22 protein-coding genes and 1 pseudogene are annotated in these 20849 nt (G+C 74.1%); 16 read left to right on the forward strand and 7 right to left on the reverse strand.

The annotated features are described in order from the left end of the window. The first annotated feature begins 156 nt into the window (after window positions 1-156). On the forward strand, window positions 157-681 hold the full coding sequence (locus tag CFP65_RS00295) for a hypothetical protein (RefSeq protein WP_104814187.1): 525 nt from the start codon (window positions 157-159) through the stop codon (window positions 679-681). Between the two features lie 76 nt (window positions 682-757). On the opposite strand, the gene CFP65_RS00300 is transcribed toward CFP65_RS00295, so the two are convergent. Beyond that, the gene (locus CFP65_RS00300; RefSeq protein WP_158701943.1) at window positions 758-1060 is read right to left on the reverse strand and encodes a hypothetical protein; all 303 of its coding nucleotides are present in this window, start codon (window positions 1058-1060) and stop codon (window positions 758-760) included. Between the two features lie 35 nt (window positions 1061-1095). Beyond that, window positions 1096-1326: a hypothetical protein gene (locus CFP65_RS00305; RefSeq protein ID WP_104820528.1), complete on the reverse strand. Its 231-nt coding sequence runs from the start codon at window positions 1324-1326 to the stop codon at window positions 1096-1098. Between the two features lie 249 nt (window positions 1327-1575). Here CFP65_RS00305 and CFP65_RS00310 point away from each other — a divergent pair, with 249 nt between their 5' ends. Then, entirely contained in the window at window positions 1576-2325 is a 750-nt protein-coding gene (locus CFP65_RS00310) for a hypothetical protein (RefSeq protein ID WP_158701944.1), read from the forward strand. A gap of 16 nt (window positions 2326-2341) precedes the next feature. On the opposite strand, the gene CFP65_RS00315 is transcribed toward CFP65_RS00310, so the two are convergent. Next, a complete protein-coding gene (locus CFP65_RS00315) occupies window positions 2342-3373 on the reverse strand; it encodes a hypothetical protein (RefSeq protein WP_104814190.1) in 1032 nt (343 codons plus the stop codon). A 161-nt stretch (window positions 3374-3534) separates the two neighbouring features. On the opposite strand from CFP65_RS00315, the gene CFP65_RS00320 reads away from it, so the two are divergent. Together CFP65_RS00320 and CFP65_RS00325 are read left to right on the forward strand one after the other, a co-directional pair. Next, window positions 3535-3975 carry a MarR family winged helix-turn-helix transcriptional regulator gene (locus tag CFP65_RS00320; RefSeq protein ID WP_254552132.1) on the forward strand — a complete coding sequence of 147 codons (441 nt, stop codon included), beginning with the start codon at window positions 3535-3537 and terminating at the stop codon, window positions 3973-3975. A 65-nt stretch (window positions 3976-4040) separates the two neighbouring features. Beyond that, window positions 4041-4826, forward strand: a complete 786-nt coding sequence (locus CFP65_RS00325; protein WP_104814192.1) for a GNAT family N-acetyltransferase — start codon at window positions 4041-4043, stop codon at window positions 4824-4826. Between the two features lie 130 nt (window positions 4827-4956). On the opposite strand, the gene CFP65_RS00330 is transcribed toward CFP65_RS00325, so the two are convergent. After that, the gene (locus CFP65_RS00330; protein ID WP_158701945.1) at window positions 4957-5274 is read right to left on the reverse strand and encodes a hypothetical protein; all 318 of its coding nucleotides are present in this window, start codon (window positions 5272-5274) and stop codon (window positions 4957-4959) included. A gap of 353 nt (window positions 5275-5627) precedes the next feature. Between CFP65_RS00330 and CFP65_RS00335 the strand changes: the two genes are divergently transcribed. From CFP65_RS00335 to CFP65_RS00360, 6 genes are all read left to right on the forward strand, one after another. Next, window positions 5628-5900 (forward strand): hypothetical protein, encoded by a 273-nt coding sequence (locus tag CFP65_RS00335; RefSeq protein ID WP_104814193.1) that lies wholly within the window; start codon window positions 5628-5630, stop codon window positions 5898-5900. Next, the gene (locus CFP65_RS00340) at window positions 5897-6367 is read left to right on the forward strand and encodes an SsgA family sporulation/cell division regulator (protein ID WP_104814194.1); all 471 of its coding nucleotides are present in this window, start codon (window positions 5897-5899) and stop codon (window positions 6365-6367) included. The genes CFP65_RS00335 and CFP65_RS00340 overlap by 4 nt, the downstream gene beginning before the upstream one ends. A 304-nt stretch (window positions 6368-6671) precedes the next feature. Then, window positions 6672-7376, forward strand: a complete 705-nt coding sequence (locus tag CFP65_RS38590) for a hypothetical protein (protein ID WP_158701946.1) — start codon at window positions 6672-6674, stop codon at window positions 7374-7376. A 159-nt stretch (window positions 7377-7535) separates the two neighbouring features. Continuing rightward, complete coding sequence (locus CFP65_RS00350) at window positions 7536-8906, forward strand: FAD-binding oxidoreductase (protein WP_104814196.1); 1371 nt, start codon at window positions 7536-7538, stop codon at window positions 8904-8906. 308 nt (window positions 8907-9214) lie between these two features. Continuing rightward, complete coding sequence (locus CFP65_RS00355; RefSeq protein WP_104814197.1) at window positions 9215-10021, forward strand: hypothetical protein; 807 nt, start codon at window positions 9215-9217, stop codon at window positions 10019-10021. Window positions 10022-10101: 80 nt separating this feature from the next. Then, window positions 10102-10611, forward strand: a complete 510-nt coding sequence (locus CFP65_RS00360; RefSeq protein ID WP_104814198.1) for a SigE family RNA polymerase sigma factor — start codon at window positions 10102-10104, stop codon at window positions 10609-10611. A 65-nt stretch (window positions 10612-10676) separates the two neighbouring features. Here the strand turns inward: CFP65_RS00360 and CFP65_RS00365 are convergent, their stop codons facing one another. Further along, window positions 10677-11498: an SDR family oxidoreductase gene (locus CFP65_RS00365; RefSeq protein WP_254552134.1), complete on the reverse strand. Its 822-nt coding sequence runs from the start codon at window positions 11496-11498 to the stop codon at window positions 10677-10679. Window positions 11499-11648: 150 nt separating this feature from the next. Here CFP65_RS00365 and CFP65_RS00370 point away from each other — a divergent pair, with 150 nt between their 5' ends. The 4 genes from CFP65_RS00370 to CFP65_RS38595 all read left to right on the forward strand — a co-directional run bounded on the left by CFP65_RS00370 (window position 11649) and on the right by CFP65_RS38595 (window position 15825). Continuing rightward, window positions 11649-12254 (forward strand): TetR/AcrR family transcriptional regulator, encoded by a 606-nt coding sequence (locus tag CFP65_RS00370; protein WP_104814199.1) that lies wholly within the window; start codon window positions 11649-11651, stop codon window positions 12252-12254. 38 nt (window positions 12255-12292) lie between these two features. Next, window positions 12293-13627 (forward strand): MFS transporter, encoded by a 1335-nt coding sequence (locus tag CFP65_RS00375; protein ID WP_104814200.1) that lies wholly within the window; start codon window positions 12293-12295, stop codon window positions 13625-13627. A gap of 178 nt (window positions 13628-13805) precedes the next feature. Then, complete coding sequence (locus tag CFP65_RS00380) at window positions 13806-14573, forward strand: hypothetical protein (RefSeq protein ID WP_104814201.1); 768 nt, start codon at window positions 13806-13808, stop codon at window positions 14571-14573. Window position 14574: 1 nt separating this feature from the next. Continuing rightward, window positions 14575-15825 (forward strand): acetyl-CoA carboxylase biotin carboxylase subunit family protein, encoded by a 1251-nt coding sequence (locus tag CFP65_RS38595; protein ID WP_158701947.1) that lies wholly within the window; start codon window positions 14575-14577, stop codon window positions 15823-15825. Between the two features lie 38 nt (window positions 15826-15863). Here CFP65_RS38595 and CFP65_RS00390 read toward each other — a convergent pair whose 3' ends face one another. Both CFP65_RS00390 and CFP65_RS00395 read right to left on the reverse strand, forming a co-directional pair. Then, window positions 15864-16403, reverse strand: a complete 540-nt coding sequence (locus tag CFP65_RS00390) for a hypothetical protein (RefSeq protein ID WP_104814202.1) — start codon at window positions 16401-16403, stop codon at window positions 15864-15866. Between the two features lies 1 nt (window position 16404). Further along, complete coding sequence (locus CFP65_RS00395; RefSeq protein ID WP_174805484.1) at window positions 16405-18450, reverse strand: galactose oxidase early set domain-containing protein; 2046 nt, start codon at window positions 18448-18450, stop codon at window positions 16405-16407. A gap of 222 nt (window positions 18451-18672) precedes the next feature. Here CFP65_RS00395 and CFP65_RS00400 point away from each other — a divergent pair. Beyond that, window positions 18673-19314 (forward strand): annotated as a pseudogene (locus tag CFP65_RS00400) (nucleoside hydrolase); the annotation flags it as partial. A 417-nt stretch (window positions 19315-19731) separates the two neighbouring features. Continuing rightward, on the forward strand, window positions 19732-20808 hold the full coding sequence (locus CFP65_RS00405; protein ID WP_104814204.1) for a LacI family DNA-binding transcriptional regulator: 1077 nt from the start codon (window positions 19732-19734) through the stop codon (window positions 20806-20808). The last annotated feature ends 41 nt before the right edge of the window (window positions 20809-20849 follow it).

The following is a 20849-nucleotide window of genomic DNA, read 5'->3' on the forward strand; positions in this document are numbered from 1 at the left end:
GGTGCGGGCGGCGAGCGGCGGGGGGGCTGAGTAGGTGACGGGTGTGTTTTTGAGTAACGGTCTGCTCAGGTGCGGGGCCCCGGTGGGGCGGCAATCTGATGTCACCGAGGCGGGCCGCCAAGAGCCCGCCCGGACCGATCAGGGGGAATCCCAGTCATGCGCAAGCCCACCACCGTCCGCCGTCTCTCCGTCCTGGCCGTGGCCGCACTCGCCCTCGCCGGCGGCCCGCTCGCCCTCGGCTCGGCCCAGGCCGCGACCACTGCCGCCCCGCAGGCCGTGGCCGCCGTCGCCCACCCGGCCTCCAGCGGCCTGGCCGCCCGCACCACCCAGGTGTGGATCGACAACTGGACCCAGTGCGAGATGGACCTGGACACCGACGACGTCTCCGACGGCCGCTTCACCTCCTTCATGGAGCCCGACTCGGTCATCGTCAACAGCACCTGGAGCGACTTCCAGTCGGAGTCCGACGCCCTGCTGCACGGCACCGAGGGCACGGTCTCGTACCACCTCACCAAGTGCGCCAACCCGGCGAACAACTACAAGTCCTTCTGGCTCCACTGGGACAACCCGTACGTCGGCGCCAACTCCTACAGCACCAAGTACACCAGCGCCGGCCTCCACCTCACCCAGACCGGCGGCAGCGGCGACAACGCCGTCGTCTACTTCAAGATCACCGTCTGATCCCTCGTCTGAACCCTCCCACCGCACCCGTGCCCCCTGGCGGCCCCGGCCCCCAGGGGGCACGGGGCTGTCCGGCTCACCGGTCCGACTCGGGCAGCGGACCGGCGCTGGTGACGAGGCCGATCCAGGCGTCCGGCTCCGCGGGCGGCTGCCAGGCGATCTCCAGGTCGCGGTGGGCGATCCTCGCCGCGCTGTGGCACAGCGCGGCCTTGGCTTCCTCGGGTTCTCCGCCGGGCGCGAGACCGTCGAGGTAGCCGTCGGCGACGCCGTTCGGCCCCTCGAAGTACACCGCGTACCGCCACGCGTCGGGCCTGCGCAGGAGGACCACCCTCGTCGGTGGTCCGACCCTGCGCCAGTACGGCTTCCACGTGCTCTCCATGGGGGAAGTATCGGGGACGGCCGTGCCGGGGTGGCTCAGGGATGGCAGGCGGCGGCCAGGAGGACCAGCAGGACCGCCGCGCCGATGAGGCCCGCGCAGGTGAAGGCGGCGGCGGTGGAGGGGCGGTGGCCGCGTTCGACGTCGCCGCCGGGTGGGGTGTCGGGGTGGTTCCGGGTGTAGTGGTCGATCTGGGCCTGGCGGCCCTGTGGCTCGGTCAGCCAGGGGGTCTTGAAACCGCACTCGCCGCACCAGTAGCGGTAGGCCACCTGCACTCCCCGTCAGTTCTGCGCTGCTGCGCCCGCCCGGGTCCTCCCGGTGCGGCGGTGCCCCGGCAGCCGAGCGGCGGGGCTGACGGGGCGGCGCGGCACCCGGAGAACCCTGCGGCCCGCACTCCGACCATGCCCGCCCCCGCACCGGCCGGAACAGGACATCCCACCGGCCAAATACGGCCGCTTGCCGCAGACTGGCAGGCTGGCAGGCTGGGCGGGACGGGGTGGCGTGGAGGGAGAGCAGTGGTGGAGCTGGAGCGGCCGGAGTTCTGGGCGGGCTGGCTGGTGCGGATGTGGGACCTGGCGGGCGAGGAGGAACGGCGGGTCGCCGACTGGTTCGGCCTCGAGCCGGCCGATGGGGACGCGGCCTGGGACCGGCACCTGGACGGCGACTGCGAGCTGTTGGTGCCGTTCGGGGACGGGCACGGGGTGGCGGTCACCAGCCTGGAACTGCCGACCGAGCGGGGCACGGAGTTCCAGCTGCGGCACCCGGACTGGCGGCGCCATCTGCCGCTCGCCACGGTCGACCGGTACATGGCGCGGCGGCACGGGGTGGCGGTCTGCCAGGCGGGGCCCGGGCTGGCCTGGGCCGAGTTGGTCCGCCTCGCGGCGGCCCCCTCGGCGGGGCACCCGGTATCCGGGGCACACCAGCCGGTACCGGAAGTGCACCGGGCCGCCCACCGGTTGCTGCTGCTGTTGCCGGTGGTCGGGGACGCGGCGGTGCCGACCGCTGCGCACGGACTGGTCGAGCACGCGCTCGCCTCGGTCGGCGTACCGGACCGGGCGGCCGGGCCGACCGCGCGCTACCTGCTGGACCGGCCGGTCTTCCCGGCGACGCGGTGGTCGACCTCCGATGACCGCGGCTGGTGGCGACGCCGGGCCGGTGGTGGCCTGCCGCGGTGCGCGACGGAGGGCAGCCCGCGGTCCGGGACGCCCGGCACGCTCGGCCTGAACGGGGCACAGGCCGAGCGGCTGGCGCGGGCCTTGGGGGCATAGGGGCCGCGCTCGGTGCTCAGACCGCGACGGTCTCCTCCTCCTCCGAGGCGGCCGCCGCATCGACCTGGACGACGGCGTGACGCCATTCGTGGGCGGCGGCGGCGAGCAGCAGCGCTAGGCCGAGCATCAGCCAGAGCGCCAGCGAGACCAGGCGCCCGGCCAGGCCGGCGGCGCCGTCGAAGTAGAGGACGCTGCGGGTCGCCTCGAGGAAGCCGGCGCCGTTCCAGACCTGGTGCAGGGCGCCGAACAGGCCGGGCTGGAGGTCGGGGCGGTAGATGCCGCCGGAGCTGGTGAAGTTGAGCATCACGAAGAGCACCATCAGCGCGAGGGTGGTCCAGCGCTTGAGGAAGGTGTGCAGGCCGATGCCGACCAGCACGATGCCCGCCGAGTAGAGCCAGGACAGCGCCCAGACGGCGGCCAGGCCGTGGTCGACCACGTGGAAGACCGGGCCGGCCGTGACCGTGCCGATCAGGCTGACCACGAGGGAGGTGGCCAGGCCGACCAGCGCGCGGACCCGCATGCCGAGCACCGCCCCGGCCGTGCCGATCACCGCGACGCTCCCGTACGAGCCGATGCTCAGCGCGACCAGCAGGAAGAACAGGCCCTGGCCGGTCGGGTCACCGGCCGCGAGCGGGGCCGTGTCGGTGACGGCCAGCGGGACGCCCTGGTGGTCGGTGACGGTGCGGAAGACCCGTTCGGCGGCGACCGCATCGGTGTCGGAGCCGGCGGTGGCGACCAGGAGTTCGGGGTGGGCCGGGTCGGGAGTGAAGGCGGCGACCAGGGTGCGGTCGTGCAGCCGCTGCTCGGCGGCGGGACGGTCGGGCAGGGTGCTCACCTCCAGCGCGCTGCCGGCCTTGGCCTGGACGGTCTCGGCCAGCTGGTGGGCCTGCGGGCTGGTGCCGACCACGGCGACCCTGAGGTGGTGGGGCGTCGGCTGGTGGAAGGCGCCCTGGTAGGCGAGGGCCATGCCCAGGCACATCAGCAGCGGGGTGAGCAGGTGGACGGCGAGGTGGCGCAGGTGCCGGCGCAGCTCGGGGGTGGTGGTCATGGTGGCGCGGTCCTTCGCGGCCGTTCCGCCGGTGTCGGCGGGCCGGCCAGGTAGCTGGCGAGTACCAAGTAGATGGCAAATGCAACCGATTGACCCGATCGAGGCGCTCTCACGAGCACCTTGGTTGGGTTTTGCAACTGATACGGATGTACTCTACACCTGTGAACAAGAACGCCGAGGCCCGCACCCGCGACGGGTCCCTCCAGTCGATCCAGCGCGAACTCACCGCCTTCGCCCGCCGCGCCCGTGGCCGGGCCGCCGAGCTGCACCCCGAGCTCTCGCTGGTCGCGTTCAGCATGCTCGACCTGATGATCGAGCGCGGCGGCTGCCGGGGCGCCGACCTCGCCGCGCACTTCCTGCTCGACAAGTCCACGGTCAGCCGCCAGGTCACCGCCCTGGAGAAGCTCGGCTACCTGGTCCGCGAGATCGACCCGGACGACCACCGGGGCCAGATCCTGCACCCCTCCCCCGCCGGCCTGGCCGCTGCCCGCGCCGCGTACGAGCAGCGCCGCGCCGCCTTCCTCGACCGGCTGGCCGACTGGGACGACACCGACGTGGCCCGCTTCTCCGCCTACCTGGAGCGGTACAACGCGGACCTCTGACCCCGCCTCCGCCGAGGCCGCGCGGGCCCGGTAATGCCGTTGCGGGCGTGAGTAGGGTCGGTGGAATGGAGATCGTCTCGCTCGGGTACCGCACGGATGTCGCGCTGCTGCAGGCCGGCGGGTCGGTGGTCACCGACCGCGGCGGCCACCTGGTGGTGCGGACGCCGGACAACCCCGGGTTCCACTGGGGCAACTTCCTGCTGTTCGCGGGGCCGCCCTGGCCCGGGGACGCCCTGCGGTGGGAGGTGCTGTTCCAGGACGAGTTCCCGGCGGCGCGGCACCGCGCCTTCGGGGTGGACGACGCGGCCGGGGCGGTGGGCAGCGCGGCGGAGCGGGCGGCGCTCGGAGTGCGGGCCGAGGAGAACGTGGTGCTGACCGCGACCGGGCTGCGCGCGCCGGCCAGGGCGTCGGCCGCCGAGGTGCGGGTGCTGGCCGGCGACGATGACTGGCGGCAGGCGCTGGAGCTGGACCACGCCTGCTACGGGGTGCCCGAGGACGAAGCCGGGCGGCGCTTCGCCGAGGCCCGGGTCGCCGGGTACCGCGCGCTGGCCGAGGGCGGGCACGGGAGTTGGGTCGGGGCGTTCGTCGAGGGGCACCTGCGCGCCGGGGCCGGACTGTTCGCCGCCGGTCGGGGGCTGGCGCGGTACCAGAACGTGGAGACGCACCCCGACTTCCGCCGCCGGGGCCTCGCCTCCGCCGTCCTGCACCACGCCGCCCGGCACGCCCTCCCCGACCCGGACGGCCGGACCCTGGTGATCGTCGCCGACCCCGGGGACCACGCAGTCCGGCTCTACCGGGCCCTGGGCTTCGTGGACGCGGAGCGGCAGGTCCAGCTCTACCGGGCCGGCTGACGGACAGCCCGCCCGGCGGCGGGTGCCGTCGCGCAGAGCCGACCGACGGACGCTCGGACGGCCCTGCGCGACGGCAGCTCGGCTCTACGCGACGGCCGGCCCTGTGCGACGGGCGGCCGCCCCTACCCGGTTACGAGGCCCGGGGCGGGGTGAGGGCGGCGAGCGCCTGCTCGGCCCGGGCCAGCACCTTGGCGCGGTACGGGTTGGCCGGTTCGAGGGCCCGGGCCACCGCGACCGCCTCGGTCAGCAGCGCGGCCTGCCGCTCGGGCAGATGGGCCACCGAGTGGCTCGCCTGCACCAGCACGTGGGCGAGCTTCGAGCCGTACACCTCGGGGTTCACCTGCACCAGGATCCGGTACGCCCACAGTCCGTCGGTGCCTCGCAGCACCCGCCCGTCGGCGCTGAGCTGCTTCATCCGTGCGCGCAGCACGATGTCCTGATTCACCATCGGTCCCCCATCCTCGTTCCGTTCGCCTCCGTCCGCCCCGGCCGCTCGCCCGCCCGCCGGGGCGGCGGGCGGGCAGCACGGCTCGCGCGCCGGGCCCCGGAGCGGGGTCGCGGCGCGTGCGGCGGAGGTGGATGACGACGAGTCTGCGGGCTGCGGCCGGGCCGCGACAAGGGCGGACGGGGGTGCGCTGAGTCCTACCGCGCTCCGCTCGGACCAGGCATGATGGAGTCGACACGCTGCCGCGCCCGGTATCGGGCGAGCGTTCGACCAGCCGCCGGTGCGCTGGACCGGGTGAACCTGGGTTACCAAGATCGGGCTGCGTCGTTTGCTCGGGTGTGAGTCCAGACTACGCAGTGCTCGACAGCACTTTTGAAGAATCGATTCTGCAGCAGGTTCCCATCTACGCCGGGCTCGCGGCGACCTGGCGGGCCGCCGGCCGGGCCGTCCCCGGCTCGCGCGATCCGGAGTGGGCGCGGCTCGCGGCACCGCCGCCGTACTTCTCACCGAGGCCCTCACCGGTCACCGGTGTGCAGCGCTATGCGATGACCCCGCAGGGCTACGTGGTCCTGGCGCAGGGATACGGACGACTGACCGCCGGGCTCGCCCCGGGCGGGGAGGACCGATGACGTACCACGATGCCCCGGACACCCCGCGCGGCCACGCCGACGCGCCCGACTGCGCCGTCCTGCTCACCCTGCAGGCCGCCGCGCTGCCCGGGTTGGAGGTGCCGGTACTGGCCTGTCTGCGCTACCACCGGGACGACCCCTACGCCGTCTACCTGGACAACCACGTCGACCTGGCCGAGCCCGTCACCTGGGTGTTCGGCCGCGAGATCCTGGCCGCCGGGCTCTACGGCTGGGCCGGCACCGGCGACGTCTCGGTCTTCCCCGAGATCGTCGGCGACCCGGACACCGTGGTGATCGCGCTCAGCGACGACACCACCACCGCCCTGCTCAAGGCCCCCGGCCTGCCGATCGCCGCCTTCCTGGCCGACACCCAGCAGGTGGTGCCCTACGGCGCCGAGTCGGCGCACCTGGACATCGACCAACTGGTGCTCCAACTGCTCGGCGACGAGGGGCTGCCCACGGTCTGACGGATCGTCAATTCACTACCGCCGTCGATCGGCTCGTGCGCCGGCCTCGGCCTCAACCGGGTACCGCGCCCGACCCCTGACCGGAAGCCCGAACGGCGGGCCGAGAGCCAGGTCCGGGCAGCGGCGCCGTGCCGTTGAGCGGGGCGGTGAGCAGCGTCCCGGACCGGGCGCGGCTCCGGACCGCTTTCGGACCGCTTTCGGACCGCCTTCGGATCGAGGAGCAGCCGCCCCGTGAACATCAGGCGACAACCCTTCCGGTGGGACATGCTCGGTGGAGGGTCCGGTGACAGGGGCAGGAACGGACATGCGGATCGTCGGTGTGGATATCGGTTCGGTGGCCCAAGGGCGTTTCGCATGGGCCGCGTTGGAGGGTTCGACCAGACTGCCAGTGGGCGAAGGGATCGACCCGGAAGGGGCTGCGCAGGCCGTCGCCGAAGGCTTGCGCACCGGCGGACGAGTGGTGCTCGCCCTCGAGGCCCCGATGTCGGTGCCTGTGCCACCGCCGGAGGCGGGTGCTGCCACGGAGCTCGGTCGGGCGCGCACCGGTGAACGGAACCGGCCCTGGTCGGCTGGTGCCGGGGCGGGGGTGCTGGTCACCGGCCTGGCTCAGGGTGCCTGGCTGTTGGCGCGGATCCGGACGCTGGTGCCGACGGTCACGGCCACCACGCAGCCGGAGCGCTTCCCCGACGAAGGCGGTGGCGAACGCCTGTTGCTGATCGAGGCCATGGTGACCGGATCGGACAAGTCACTGCCGGTGAACGGCAGTCAGGACCTGGCCGACGCACGGACCGCCACGGCTGCTGGTTGGCGAGCGCTGGCCACTGGCCGGACACCCGCCACCGTCTGTTGCGCCCCCAAGACCGCGTTCAACCTGCTCGCCGCGATCAGCCGGTGGGCTCAGGTGCAGATCGAGGAGGACGAGTTACGGCTGGAGGTGCTCGTCGCGCGAGCCGTCCGGCCCGAGCCGACCCCCGTGGTCGAGTGGGAGCAGCTGGACGGGACGGCCTGACCCGGTGAGCGGCGGCCCGGGTAGCCGGTACGGCTCTGAGCTGCCCGGGGTGGGGGTGGGGCGTAGCGTGGAGGCAGGGTGGCCCGGGGTGCGTGGGTGGTGGGGGCGCGTGGTGTGGGCCGGCCGAGGGGGTAACGCTCGGCACGGTGGGAGCGCGTGATGGGTATGGCGACGATCGAGGAATTGGCGGGCCGGGTGCACGGCTCGGTGGTGGTGCCGGGGTCCGATGGGTACGAGGAGGCCCGGCGGGTCTACAACGGGATGGTGGACCGGCGGCCGGCCGCGGTGGTGCGGTGCGTGAACGCCGGGGACGTGCTGGCCACGGTGGCGTACGCGCGCGAGCACGGGCTGGACCTGGCCGTCCGGGGCGGAGCGCACAGCGTGCCGGGCTACGGCACCTGCGAGGGCGGGCTGGTGGCCGACCTGGGTGGGATGCGCGGGGTGCGGGTGGATCCGGCCACTCGGACGGCGCGGGTGGAGGGCGGGGCGACGCTCGCGGATCTGGACGCGGCCACCCACGCCTTCGGCCTGGGGGTGACCGGCGGGGTCGTCTCCACGACGGGTGTGGGCGGACTCACGCTCGGCGGCGGGTTCGGGCACCTGGCCCGGGGGTTGGGCCTGACCTGCGACAACCTGCTCTCCGCCGACGTGGTGACGGCCGACGGCCGGCTGCTGGTGGCGAGCGAGCACGAGTACCCGGACCTGTTCTGGGCGCTGCGCGGCGGTACGGGCAACTTCGGGGCGGTGACCTCCTTCGAGTTCCGGCTCAGCCCGGTGGACACCGTCCACGTGGGCCTGTTCTTCCATGAGGCGGAACAGACCGAGGCGGTGCTGAAGCACTTCCGCGAGTACATCGCGACCGCGCCCGAGCAGCTCGGCGCCTTCGCGGGCTTCCAGATCGCCCCGCCGCTGCCCTTCATTCCGGAGGAGCGGCACGGCGACACCTTCGTCATCGTGGTGGCCTGCTGGAACGGGCCGGAGGCGGAGGCCGAGCAGGCGTTCCAGCCGTTCCGGGACGCCGCGCCGGTCTCCTTCGAGCTCAGCACCCCGATGCCCTATCCGGCCCTGCAGAGCCTCTTCGACGGGCTGCTGCCGCCGGGGCTGCAGCACTACTGGAAGGCGGCCTTCTCCCCCGGCCTGACCGACGCGGCGGTCACCGCGCACGCGGCGCACGGCCCGAAGGTGCCGGTGATCAACTCCACCTGCCACATCTACCCGATCAACGGCGCCTGCCACCGGGTGGCCCCGGAGGCCACGGCCTTCTCCTACCGGGACGCCGGCTTCGCCACCGTGATCGCCGGCATGTGGCCGGACCCGGCGGACAACGAGGCCAACACCGCCTGGGTGCGGGACTACTACGCGGCGATCGCGCCGCACTCCTCCCCCGGCGGCTACGTCAACTTCATGGCCGAGGACGACCAGGGCCGCGTCAGCGACAACTACCGTGACAACTACGCCCGGTTGGTCCAGGTGAAGCGGGCCTACGACCCGGGCAACCTCTTCCACGTCAACCACAACATCCGCCCGTAGCGGGGCGGTCCGGGCCTCCGGACCGCAACGGCGTCCGGGCCGCGGTGGCGAACCGCGGCCCGGACGCCGCATGTGCGGACACTGTCCGGAGGGCCGGACCGCTCCTCGCGGGGCGGTTTCGGGTGGTTTTCGGGTGCTTCTCCCCGAGCCGAGGTCACGATCGGGCAACGGTGCGGATTTCCCGGCTCCGGGCTGTCACCGGCTGCGTCTCCGGTGCCGTGTGTAAGGGCAGATCCGCGGACGAGCGGGTTCGCATGGCCGGCGTGCTGCAGGACCACACGAGACGACAGACAGAGAAGGACACGGCAGTGACCAACGATTTCCGCTCGGAACTCAGCGAGGAGATGTCCGCCCTCACGCCGCCCCCGCTCGGTGACCTGGTGGTGGAGGCGGCCCGCAAGGGCCGGCGCACCCGGCGCCTGCGGGCGGCCGTGCAGGTGACCGGCTCGGCGCTCGCGCTGGCCGGGGTGGCCGTGCTGGCCACCGGTGCGCTGCGCACCGCCGGCCCGGCCCAGGCGGTCGGCCCGGCCGCCGGCGGCACCTCGGCCAGTGCCACCCCGACCGCTGCCCCCACCCCCGTCAAGGCGAGCCCGACCCCGTGGTCGCCGGCGAACCCGCCCGGCACCGTGACGGTCAGCGGCGCCAAGGTGCTCTCCGTCCTGCTGGACTCGCTCCCGGCCGGGACGAAGACCAGCGGGTACGCGGCCGACGACGCCGATGGCGTCAACGGCTCGGTCGCCCAGGCGTACCTGGCCCTGCCCGGCGGCACCGGGATGGTCCGGGTCTTCGTCGGGACGGCGAACCCGGACGCCCCCTGCACCGGAGGCTGCACCACCGACGCCAAGGGACAGTCCGTCCGGGTCGAGCACGTACCGGACAACTGCATCCAGAGCTCGGTGGTCTGGGTCCGGCACCTCGACGGCACCTCCGTCACCGTGCAGTTGAGCACCTGCCTGGCCTGGGACGGCAAGGCGAACAAGCCCGGCGTGCTGGCCCTCACCGAGGAGCAGGCCATCGCCCTCGGCGGCAACCCGGCGTTCCGCAACTCGATGACCCCGGCCGAGGGGGCGGCCGCGGCCGCCCGCTTCCCGGGCCTTGGCCACCTCACCAGCTGAGGCCCCTCGCCGCGGCCCCGGCAGTCGGGGCCGCGGCATCCCACCGACCTTCACCACCACGCACGATCGGGGCACGACTGGTGCGCGCAGAAGCAGAGTTCACCGCCTTCGCGGAGGCCGCCGCCACCCGGCTGCGGCAGATCGCCTACCTGATGTGCCGCGACTGGCACCTGGCGCAGGACCTCACCCAGACCACGCTGACCAAGCTCTACGTGGCCTGGCCGAGGATCACTCGCCGGGACACCGAGCCGTTCGGCTACGCCCGCAAGGTGCTGCTCAACAGCCTGCTCGACCACAAGCGGCTGCGCAGCAGCACCGAGCTGGCCACCGACCTGATCCCCGAGCGCGGCCCGGACACCCGGTGCTCCACCGCCTCCGCCGACGTGCGGCTGACCCTGGTGGACGCCCTGGGCCTGCTGCCGCCCCGCGACCGCGCCATCGTGCTGCTGCGCTACTGGGAGGACCACAGCGTGGAGGCCACCGCCGAGATCCTGGGCATCTCGGTCTCCGTGGTGAAGACCCAGAGCATGCGCTCGCTGGCCCAGCTCCGGGAGCGGCTGGGCGAGGCCCGCGCCGAGCTCTTCGCCTGAGCCACCCGGCCCGCGCCCCCGGCCTTTCCCCCAGCTCCGAGGAGCCGGCCCCGCCTCGCTGCCGCTCAGCCCTGGTCGACCAGCGCCCGGGCCGCCGCGAACTCCGCCCGGGCGGCCTCGTCCACGCCGCCCAGGAACTCGTACGCCCCCGGCCCGACCGGCACCCGCAGCGGGGTCGGCGCCGCGCTGCGCACGACCTTGAGCACCGTGGCGGCGAAGTCCTCCGGCCGTCCCAGGCCCTCCAGTCGCTCCATCGCGCGCAGGCCGCCGAGCATCTCGTCGGTGGCCCCGGCGTAGGCGTCGAGCCGGCCGGCCGCCTCGGTCATCGCGTTGCCGTAGCCGGTGGTGTACCCGGCGGGCTCCATCACGGTGACCCGCACCCCGTGCGGGGTGGCCTCGGCGGCGAGCGCCTGGCTCAGCCCCTCCAGCGCGTGCTTGCCCGTGACGTACGCCGCCAGGCCCGGGAAGGCCATCCGCCCGGCCAGTGAGGAGACGTTGACGATGTGGCCGGCGCCCTGGGCCCGCATCAGCGGCAGCACCAGCCGGGCCAGGCGCCAGGGGCCCACCACGAGCGTCTCCAGCTGATCGCGCAGCTCCTCGTCGGAGACCTCCTCGACCGTGCCGAACACCCCGTTGCCCGCGTTGTTGACCAGCACGTCGACCCCGCCGAGCCGGTCGACGGCGGCCTGCACGGCCGCCGCGCACTGCTCGGCGTCCCGCACGTCCAGCGCCACCGGGGTGATCTGCCCCGGCCACTGCCGCACCAGCTCCTCCAGCGCGACGGGCTTGCGCGCGGTCGCCACCACCTGCCCGCCCGAGGCCGCCACCGCGGCGGCCAACGCCCGTCCGAGGCCCGAGGAGCAGCCCGTCACCAGCCAACGGTCCATGATCCGCCCTTCTCCGTCTGCGCGTGGTCCCACCGACCCCGGTGGCAGGTGTTCTACACCGTCACCGCCCGGGCGCGGGCCGGTACGGAGAAACCTGGGATTTCGATGAGAGTAGACAGTGTCTACCATGATCGAGTAGACAGTGTCTCCATGGATACCGACCCCTCCCTCCGGGAGCGCCTGATCGACGCGGGCGTGGCCCTGCTCGCCGCCCAGGGCCCCGCCGCGCTCGGCCTGCGCGAGATCGCCCGCCACGCGGGCGTCTCGCACGGCGCGCCCCGCCGCCACTTCCCCACCCACCGGGCCCTGCTCTCGGCCATCGCCCGACGCGGACTCGCCTCACTGGCAGCGCACTTGGCGGCGGCCGACCACCCCGATGCACCGCCCCGGGAGCGGCTGGCCGCGCTCGGTCGGGCGTACGTGGGGTACGCGGTGGAGCAGCGCGGGATGTTCGAGCTGATGTTCCGCCACGACCTGCTGGACGGCGCCGAACAGCCGGACGGTCAGGGCCGGTTGCGGGAGGCCTCGCTCCCGCTGTTCGGGTTGCTCGCCGAACTCGTCGGCCGGCACCGGGGTTTGGGCGATCCGGTGGCGGCCCGGCGGGAGGCGGCGGCGCTCTGGGCCGGGCTGCACGGGCTGGCCCAGCTGTGGAGCTGGGGCAGCCTCTCGCTGGTGCTCGGATCACCGGAGGCGGACGGGGAGTTGGACCGGCTGGTCGGCACGGTGCTGGACGCCCACCTGGGTGGTGCGGCGTGAGGGCCCGGGCGGCGCTCGCGGTGAGCGCGGGCGGAGCGATGGTGGTGGCGCTGGACGGGACGGCGCTGCTCAGCGCGCAGCCGGCCCTGGCCGCCGAGTTCGGCGCCGGGGTCGGCGCGGTGCAGTGGACCAGCACGGCCTACCTCCTCGCGGTGGCCTCGCTGCTGGTGCTGGCCGGGCGGCTCGGTGACCGGTACGGGCACGGGCGGCTGCTGGGGCTCGGCCTGCTCGGCTTCGGCGCCACCTCGGCCGGGATCGGGCTGGCGCCCTCGATCGGCTGGGTGATCGCGCTGCGGGCCGCCCAGGGCGTGTCCGGCGCGCTGCTCCAGCCCGCCACCCTGGCCCTGCTGCAGCTGAGCCGCCCGCCGGCGGCCCTGCCGCGGGCGGTGGCGGTCCGGACGGCCGGCATCGGCCTGGCCGCCGGGGCCGGGCCGCTGCTCGGCGGGCTGCTGGTCGCCTGGGCGGGCTGGCGGGCGGTCTTCCTGGTCAACGTGCCGCTGACCCTCGGGCTGGCGGTCCTCGCGCTCGGCGCCACGGAGCGCCGCGCGGTGCGCCCGAGCGGCGCCCGGCGCGAGCCGGTGGGCTGGGGCGGCGGCCTGCTGACCGCCGCCACCCTGGCCGCGCTGGTGCACGCGCTGACCGGGTGGTCCTGGTGGAGCGGCGGGCTGACGGTGGTCGGGGCGGCGGCGCTGGTCGGGTACCAGCGGCGGGCGGTGCGGCCGGTGGTGCCGGGGGCGGTGCTGCGCTCGCGGGTGGTGCTCGCCGGGACGGGGCTGCTGCTGGCGACCGGGGGCGGGCTGTTCGGATCGCTCTTCCTCGGCACCTTCCTGCTCCAACGGGTGCGCGGGATGGGGGCGTTGACGGCGGGGCTGCAGGTGCTGCCGCTCACCGTGCTGATGGTGCTCGGCTCGCCGGTGGCGGCCACCGCACTGCGCCGGTACGGGCCGCGCCGGACGGCGGTGGCCGGGGTCGGGCTGGTGGCGCTCGGTGTCCTCGGGCTGGCCCGGTCCGGGCCGACCGGTGGACCGGTGCTGCTCGGTGCGGTGTTCGCGGTGCTCGGCGCCGGCTTCGCGACGGTGATGGTGACCGCGACGGGAGCCGTGGTGGCCGAGGCCCCGCCCGGGTACGCGGGGGTGGTGGGCGGGCTCAAGCAGACCGCGATGAACGTCGGGCCCACCCTCGGCATCGCCGCCACCGCCGGGGTCTGTCTGCTGGCCGGCCCCGGCGCCGTCCGCCCGCCGCTGCTCGCGGCGGCCGCCCTGGCCGCCCTCGGCCTGCTCCCGGCGGCCCTGCTGCCCGGCCGCCCCGCCGCCCGGCCGGCCGGTGCCGAGACTGGAGGGACCGTGCAGAAAGCCGAACCATCCCGGGCGTAGCGATCACCGGTGATTCCCGGCACAGTGAGGTGCCCGGCGGACCGTGGGATCCGCCCCTGTTCGGACCTTCCCGGACTTCCGCGGGACCGGATTCAGCGTACGACTCCGACCGGGTGGTCCGGCTCTGCGAGGAGTTGATCGATACCGTGCCGGCCGTCCGACTGGAGGCGCAGACCCGATGAGCCTGGTCATCCTGGACCCGGACGGCCGCCACGCGGCCGACTACCCAGCCTGGCTGGGCGACTCCGGCCTGCCGCTGCGGCTGGTCACCAACCGCCCGGTGGCCCACCCGGGCTACGCCGAGGTCACCGTGGTCGAGCGCTACGCGCGCGGCCCCGGCGTGGAGTTGGCCGTGCTCGGCTACGCCCGGTACGGCCAGCTCACCGCGCTGATCGCCCTCGACCCGGCCGACCAGGTGCGGGCCGGCGGCCTCCGCGACCACCTGGGTCTGCCGGGCCAGGGCCGGACGGCGGCCCTGCTGCTGGCCGACGCCATGACGGCGCACGACGCGCTGGCCCGCGCGGGGGTGCCGGTGGCCCGCCGGGCCGAGCTGCGCCGGGTGGCCGACCTGCACTGGTGGGCCCACCACTGGGGCTACCCGCTGGTGGTCCGGGCCCGGCGCGGCCCGGACCGCCCGGTGCTCGGCGCCCTGCCGGACGAGGCGGCGCTGCGCTGCTTCGCGGCCGGCCCGGTCTTCCCCGACAACCCCGCCGTGGTGCCGGCCCTGACGGTGGAGCCGCTGGCCGCCCCGGTGCCCGCCCCCGCCGAGCTCGACGCGGCCGTGGTGGCCGCGCTGCCCGCCGACTGCGGCCACCCGTACACCGTGACGGCCGTCCGGGTCGGCACCCACTGGCTGGTGCACGACCTGCGCTACGACCCGACGGCCCGCTCGGCCCGGGCGCTGGCCCGCTCCCAGGCGGGCCTCGCTCCGGTGGCGGAGGGCTGAGATGACCGTCCTGGTGCTGCACCACCGGGGTTCGCTGGTGAGCACCCCGTACGGCGACTGGCTGGCCGACTACGACGGCGACCTGCTGCTGATCACCTCCCGCGAGCATCTCGCCCTGGCGGGCGAGGAGTTGCCCGCGCCGGGCGGCGTCTTCGCCCGCGCCTTCGCGGTGGAGGGCTACGAGACCAGCGGCCGAGTGGAGGCGCTGGCCCTGGACCTGGCCCGCGAGTACGACATCCGGTACGTGGTGGCCTGCCAACGACAGGACTTGGAGCGGGCCGCCCAGCTGCGCGACATCCTCGGCCTGCCGGGCCAGCGGATGGACACCGTGCGGCCCTTCCGCGACAAGGTGGCGACGAAGCAGCGGGCCGAGGCGGCCGGGCTGGCGGTCGCGGCCTACCGCGACCTGGAGTGCGCCGCCGAGCTGATCGGCTTCGCCGAGGAGCACGGCTTCCCCGTGGTGCTGGGGCCCCGGGACGGCACGGGCTCGGCGGGGCCGGAGATCCTGTACTCCGCCGGGCAGTTGGACGAGTACCTGGCCGAGCGCTTCGACCTGCCCGGGCCCTACCTGCCCGATCTGATGGTCGAGGCCTTCGTGCCCGGCTCGCTCTGCCACGTGGACGGCCTGGTGGTGGACGGGCGGGTGGTGGCCGCCTGGCCATCCGAGCAGCAGTACGCGCCGGCCTCCTTCGCCACCGACACCGGCCCCCGGCTCGACCTGACCCTCGACCTGGACGACCCGCTGGCCCACCGGCTGCTGAAGTTCGCCGAGCACGCGCTGGACGCCCTGGGCGGTCCGGAGCACCACGCCTTCCACGCCGAGGTGTTCCACACCCCGGACGACGAGTTGGTGCTCCACGGGATCGCCTGCCGCACCGGCGGGGTGACGATCCGCGACACCGTCCGCACCGTGTTCGGCATCGACCCGAGCGAGGCTTCCATCCGGGCGCAGCTCGGCCTCCCGCTGCCCGCCTGGCTCACCGAGCAGCACGTGATGCCGCGTCGGATGTCGGGCCGGCTGGCGCTGATGAAGCGCCCGGGCCGGGTGGTGGCGGTGCCCGAAGGTGCGCCGCCCTTCCCCTGGGTGACCAGGTACCAGGTCTTCGTCACCCCGGGCAGCACCATGGCGGCGGCCGCGCACTCCTCGGACTTCCTGCTCACCGCGCTGGTGGCGGGGGCGGACCAGGCCGAGTGCCGGGCCCGGCTGGCCCTGGTGGCGGAGTGGTTCCTGGCGGGCCTGGTCCTGGCCTGACCGCAGCCGGGGTGCTTCGACCTGCCGATGGCAGCCCTTCAGTGGGTGACACCCGGGTCGCCCGGTCCGCAGGCCACTCCGTCGTGGTTGCCGTCCAGCCCGCCGGGGTCGGCGCCGTGCACGGCGAGGTCCGCGTAGCCATGGGCGATCAGCCAGGTGCAGTGCGCGGCCGGGGTGTCGGCCACTCCGGCCGGGTAGCTGCGCGGGACGCACTGGTTGACGGCGCCGTAGGCGTGCTGGCAGCCGTCGGCGTCCGGTGCCACCGGGGTGCTGCCGGACTGCGGCGGCAGCTGCCGGGTGGGCAGGGCGGTGCCCTGGGCGAAGTTCATGATGTGCGGGGCCGGCGGCTCGGCCGGGGCCGAGGTCGGGCCGGGCGCGGGGGTGGTCGGGGGCGCCGCCACCGGGGCGGGTGGCGCCGTGGTGGTCACGGGGGTGCCCGGTGTGGCCGCGGACGAGGCGGCGACCGTGCTGGGCGGCGGAGCGGCGGCGGGGGCGCCGTCGTTCCCGGCCGACAGCAGGGCCAGCGTGGCTCCGAGGGCGGCGAGCGCGGCGCCGCCCCCGGTCAGGGTCTTCCTCATCTCACATCACGTGGACCCACTGGGCGACCGAGGGCACCCCGTTGGAGTCGACCGCGAACAGCATGTAGTACCCGGGCGGGGCGATGTTCGGGTTGCTGGTGACGTGCAGGGTGGTGCTGCCGTCGGTGTTGACGGTGATCGGCAGGTCGACGAAGCGCTGGTTCGGGTCGGAGGAGTGGGTGACGGCGGCCGGGCGGATCAGTTCGGCGCGGACGATCGGCGCGCTGGTGGTGATCCGCTGGCTGGATCCGTAGGACCACATCGAGTTGGCCACCGAGGTGATCTGCGGGCGGGTGCCCTGGTAGAGGTAGGGCGGCGTGTAGACCGAGATGTGCAGGTCGAAGCTGCCGTTGCCGGGGTTGTCGCCCACCGACATCACCCGGCCGTCGGGCAGCAGTACCGAGGCGGAGTGGTAGGTGCGCGGGATCGGGTCGGTGGCCATGCCGGGGGTGAAGGTGTTGGTGGTCGGGTCGAACATCGAGGCCTCGAAGACCGGATCGGCCCGGTTGTGCAGCGCGCCGCCGGTCTCGAAGACCTGGCCGTTGGGCAGCAGCACCGCCGAGACGTACATCTTGCCCTGGCCGGGGGCCTCCGCCCCGCCGCCGGTCACGGTGCCCTGCGGCAGCAGCGGCCCGGGGGTGTAGGCGGGCGAGGCCGCCTTGAGGTCGATCAGGTCGGTCTGCCGGCCCGCGTCCACGTTGGTGTCCACGTTGCCGCCGCCCATGGTCATCACCCGCTGGTCCTGAGCGGGCGGCAGCATCACGCTCATCGACTGGTCGCGGGTGTCCTTGCTCTGCAGGCCGGGCACGTCGGTGAGGGTGTTCCTGGTGTAGTCGTAGATCGAGGCGCCGGTGCCGGGGGTGCCGTTGCCGAACACGTGGCTGCCGGTGTAGAAGAGCCGGCCGTCCTGCATCAGCACCATCGAGGGGTAGAGGCCGAAGAACGACCAGGTCTGGTTGACCTGGTTCATCGGCATCCAGGCCTGCGCGGCGGCCGAGTACCGCTCGGCGGTCACGCTGCCGGTGGAGTCGGCCCGCAGCCCGCCGAAGCTCATCACGTCACCGTTGCCCATCTCGGTGGCGGAGGGGTACCAGTGGCCGTCGTTGAGGTCGTTGGTCCGGGTGTAGGCGTTGCTGGCCGGGTCGAACACGTAGCTGCTGGTCAGGCCCTCGTAGCCGTGGCTGCCGTCGGCCGCCGGGTACGCCTTGGTGCCGCTCATGATCAGCACCCGGCCGTCCGGCAGTTGCACGTGGCCGGAGCAGAACATGTCGCTGGGGGTGGGGATCTGTACGAAGGTGCCGGCCGCCGGGTCGTAGACCGCCGAGCTGAAGGTGCCCGCCGCGAAGGCCATCGGGTCGTTGCCCGAGCCGGCCATCAGCAGCACCTTGCCGTTGTGCAGCACGATCGCGTGCATCGAGCGCACCGGGTTGAGGAAGGGCAGCACCTGCCAGGAGCCCTTGGTGCAGGCCGCCCCGGCGGTGCAACTCCCGCCGCCGGAGGGGGCGGTGGCGTCGTCCATGGTGTAGTCGTCGGTGGTCACGCTGCCGGTGCCGTAGACCGAGACGCCCCAGGTGATCTGGTCGGTGTTCGGCGGGATGACCGGGGTGAGCACGCTGGTGCGGGTGTAGGACGGGGCCACCGGCAGCGTCTCCAGGTCGGTCCAATACTGCCAGCCCTTGGCGGTGTCGTGCCGGAAGGTGGTGAGCACGGCGTTGGGGGTGGTGCTCTTGTACCAGAGCGCCAGGTTGTACTGGTGACCCGCCGTCACCGTCGGTGCGCAGCCGGAGTTCTCCAGCATCATCACCTTGTCGTCCCCGGTGGTGACGCCGGTGACCTGCACCTGCATCGCCCGGCCGCCGCCGTGCGCGTCGGTGGTGGTGCCGCTCACCACCGTGCCGTTGCCCCAGCCCGCCTTCTCCCAGCAGACCGGGAAGCCGTTGGCGTCCAACTGCTCGAACCCGGGGTTGGCCACCAGGTTGGTGACGGCGAACGCCTCGCCCACCCCCAGCACCGAGGTGACCAGCGAGAACAGCAGGACCCAGGCCAAGCCGGTCCGTTGAGGTGAGGAACGGTGCACGGGGACGCCCTCCAGGTACGGCCACGGGAGCGGCGGCGGCCCGCCCCTCGGTGTCTCCCGCAGGTCTAGCCCACGGGCGGGGGCGCGGAAGCGGGGAACGGCGGATCCGTTACCGGACTGTGCACTACCGCGCCTGCGGAGGCTTGCCGTTGTCGGGGTTGCTTCCCATAATCGCGCCGCCCCCGGGACGCGGCGGGGACCGACTTCCTGGTCGAGCAGGTCAAGCGCCACCCGCACGAGGTGACCGTCGTGGAGGTCGGCCCGCCGACCAACCTGGCGCTGGCGGTGCGCACCCACCCGGAGATCGTGCCGCTGGTCAAGCAGGTGGTGTACATGGGCGGTTCCTTCGACAAGCCGGGCAACATCACCCCGGCCGCCGAGTTCAACTTCTGGTTCGACCCGGATTCGGCCCGGATCGCGCTGCGCACCCCCTTCGCCCGGCAGGTGATCGTGCCCGACGACCTCGCCGAGCAGGTGGTCTACGACAAGGCGCGTTACGACGCGGTGGTGGCCGGCTCCCCGACCCCCGTGACCCGGGAGTTCAAGGACCTCCAGGGCCCGCTCTTCGCGGCCGACCCGCACCGCTCCACCTTCGTCTGGGACGCGATCTCGGCCGCCGTGCTGATCGACCCGAGTCTGGTGCAGCGCTCGGAGCGGCGGTACGTGGACGTGGACGCCACGTTCGGACCGGACTACGGCCGGGCGATCGGCTACCGGCTGGACGAGTTCGGCCCTCCGCGCAACCCGGCCGGCACCCGGCAGGCGGAGCTGGTGCTCGGGCTCGACCAGCCGCGCTTCTGGCGGCTCTACACCGGCCTGCTCCGCCGCCGCTGACCGCACTTACCCCGGGTAACGGCCGCTGATCAGCGTGATCACGATCAACATTCTGTTGGGCCGCACCCCTTGCGGTTGCGCAGGTTGCTTCCCATAATCCCGGCAACCTCGATGCAACACGAGTTGCCAACACGAGTTGCGCGCCCCGGCGCGCACTCCGGTGCGCCGCCGTGTCGCGGACGGGGTGTCACCCTCGGCGCGGCCATCCTGCCAGGGGCTGTCTGACAATTCGCGTCGGATCAGGCCGGGTCGTTCCGTGCGTGCTGTCGGCGTGCGGACGGAGCGCCCTCGTAGCGGAGCTACTTGGGCGTTTCGGCCGTGCGGCGAGAGTGCGTGCGGGGCGGGCCGGCCCCGGCGGGAATTGTCAGACAGCCCCTAGGACGGCCCGTCCCCCACCACGCTCCCGGGAGCACCAGCATGGCAACTCGGCAGGACGTGGCACGGCTCGCGGGCACCTCCCCCTCGGTGGTCAGCTACGTGCTCAACAACGGGCCCCGCACGGTCGCCCCGGCGACCAGGGAGCGGGTGCTGGCGGCGGTCAAGGAGCTGGACTACCGGCCCAACGCCGTGGCCCGCTCGCTGCGGCTCAGCCACACCATGACACTGGGCCTGGTGGTGCCGGACGCGGCCAACCCGTTCTTCGCCGAGCTGGCCCGCGCCCTGGAGGACCACGCCTGGGCCGCCGGGTACACCCTGCTGGTCGGCAACACCGTGGACGACCCCGGCCGCGAGGCCGGGTACATCCGCACCTTCATCGACCGTCAGGTGGACGGCCTGGTGCTCATCCCGGCCCAGGGCGACCAGCCCTGGCGCGCCGAGCTCGCCCGCTCCGGGGTGCCCGCGCTGGTCTTCGACCGGGAGCTGACCGGGGCGCCGATCTCCCAGGTGCTGGTGGACAACACCCAGGGCGCCCGGGAGGCCACCGAGCACCTGCTGGCGCACGGCCGCCGCCGGGTCGGCTGCATCGCCGGCCCGCTCGGGATCCACCCGACCGTCGACCGGGTGGTCGGCTGGCGCCGGGCCCTGGAGGCGGCCGGCCTCAAGGCCGGCACCGGCTCGGGCGGGCGCACCGGCTGGGAGTCCTGCCCGGAGGCCGCGCCCCTGCTGCACGGCTCCTTCGGGCGGCTCGACGGCTACCGCTCCGGCCGGGCCCTGCTGGCCCGCGACCGCGCGGTGGACGCGCTCTTCGTGACCTCCGACGAGCAGGCGGCCGGCGTACTGCGCGCGGCCACCGAGCTCGGCCTGCGGGTGCCGGAGGACCTCGCGCTGGTCTCCTTCGACGGCATAGCCGGCGGCGCGTACACCACCCCCGCGCTCTCCACCATGCGCCAACCGGTGGACGAGCTCGGCCGGACCGCGATCGCCCGGCTGCTGGACCGGATGAAGGACCCGGACCTGCCGCCCACCCGGGACGTGCTGCCGGTCGCCCTGCTCACCCGGGGCTCCTGCGGCTGCCCCGACCCGGCGGGCGGCGTAGCCGCCGCCCTGCAGTGAACCCCTCGCACCGAACCCCTCGCACTGACTTTTCCACGAGA

The sequence above is a fragment of the Kitasatospora sp. MMS16-BH015 genome (genome assembly GCF_002943525.1).
Classification (GTDB): Bacteria; Actinomycetota; Actinomycetes; order Streptomycetales; family Streptomycetaceae; genus Kitasatospora.